At 39.8% G+C, this 259-nt stretch carries 1 pseudogene; it reads right to left on the bottom strand.

The window, feature by feature from the left end:
• Positions 1-259 (bottom strand): annotated as a pseudogene (locus tag RYX56_RS23410) (DNA replication/repair protein RecF); the annotation flags it as partial.

Below are 259 nucleotides of genomic sequence, written 5' to 3'. Positions count from 1 at the left end.
GAATGGTATTTAATAAATGGGATTGACGATAATCATCTAATTCGGATAACACATCGTCCAATAACAAGATAGGATATTCGCCGATTTCCGCATGAATTAATTCAATTTCCGCAAGCTTGACAGATAATGCTGTTGTCCGCTGCTGGCCTTGGGATCCAAAGGTTTGTACATCCCTGTTATTGACAAAAAACAATAAATCATCACGATGGGGGCCAAACAATGTTGTCCCCCGCTCTATTTCTCTATTTCTCACTTTGTC

This window comes from Alkalihalophilus lindianensis (genome assembly GCF_032843265.1).
GTDB lineage: Bacteria > Bacillota > Bacilli > Bacillales > Bacillaceae_D > Alkalihalophilus > Alkalihalophilus lindianensis.
The sequence above is the reverse complement of the archived record's forward strand: the minus strand, read 5'-3'. Positions and strand labels throughout refer to the sequence as shown.